Here is a 1241-nt window from a genome sequence, read left to right on the forward strand (position 1 = left end):
CTGCAGGACAAGACGGTCCGCGAGGCCATCGCCTACGCCCTGCCGATCACCCCGATCATCCGTGCCTTCGGCGGCAGCTCGGCCGCCGAGGTGGCCGGCGGCTACATCAGCCCGACGGTCAGCGGCTACGACGCCTCCTTCGACCCGTGGGGCAAGAAGAAGAACCCCGGTGGTGACGCGGCCAAGGCCAAGGCGCTGCTGAAGAAGGCCGGCAAGCTCGGGATGAAGCTGACCTACGGCTACCAGAACACCCCCGAGGGCCAGCAGTACTCCACCGCCATCGCGGCCGCTCTGAAGACCGCCGGCTTCAACGTGCAGCGGCAGGACATCCCCGCCGAGACGTACTACGACCAGATCGGCAAGGTCGACAACAACTACGACATCTACGCCTCCGCGTGGGGTGCCGACTGGCCGTCCGCCTCGACCGTGATCCCGCCGCTGTTCGACGGCCGCGGTGTCGCCGACGGTTCGCCGAACTACTCGCACGTCAACGACCCCAAGGTCAACGCCGACATCGACGCCGCGAACAAGATCAGCGACCCCGCCAAGTCGGCCGCCGCGTGGGAGAAGCTGGACCAGTACCTGGTCACCGAGGTGATCAACGCCGTTCCGACCATCGACTACAAGCAGGTCCAGATCGCCGGTTCCAAGGTCGGCGGCCTGGTCTACGACAACGTGATCGGCGGCATCGACCCGCGTCGCCTCTACATCAAGTAATCCCAGCCACCCGCCGGTACCCGGTGCGTGCGCCCTTCGCGGCGGCAGCGCACCGGGTACCGCCCGGCCCGCCGACGCCAGAAAGCCCCTGTCATGCTGCGCTTCCTCGTCCGCCGGATCCTCGGTGCCATTGTCATCCTGTTCCTGTTGAGCATCGTGGCGTTCTTGCTGTTCTTCGGGATGCCGCGTGACCCGGCGCTGCTGATGTGCGGCAAGACGTGCAACCCCACAAGCCTCGCGAACATCCACCACGTGCTCGGCCTGGACAAGCCGATCCCCGAGCAGTACTGGATCTTCCTGCACAACCTGATCCTGGGCAGCAACAGCTTCGCCCAGGGACCCTGCCCGGCCCCCTGCTTCGGGTACTCGTACCACACCAACGACCCGGTCTGGTCGACCATGATGGACCGCCTGCCCACCACGATCTCCCTCACCCTGGGCTCCGCGGTCGTCTTCCTGATCATCGGCCTGGGCACCGGCATGATCGCCGCGTGGAAGCGCGGCACCCTGCTCGACAAGACCGT

At 66.6% G+C, this 1241-nt stretch carries 1 protein-coding gene and 1 pseudogene; both read left to right on the forward strand.

Annotation, left to right across the window (positions count from 1 at the left end; genetic code table 11):
• Positions 1-717: ABC transporter substrate-binding protein (locus tag AB0M11_RS41305; protein WP_365714143.1), on the forward strand; the 717-nt coding region annotated here is incomplete at its 5' end.
• Between the two features lie 93 nt (positions 718-810).
• Positions 811-1241 (forward strand): annotated as a pseudogene (locus AB0M11_RS41310) (ABC transporter permease); the annotation flags it as partial.

Source organism: Streptomyces sp. NPDC051987 (assembly GCF_040680735.1).
In the GTDB taxonomy this organism is placed as follows: Bacteria; Actinomycetota; Actinomycetes; order Streptomycetales; family Streptomycetaceae; genus Streptomyces.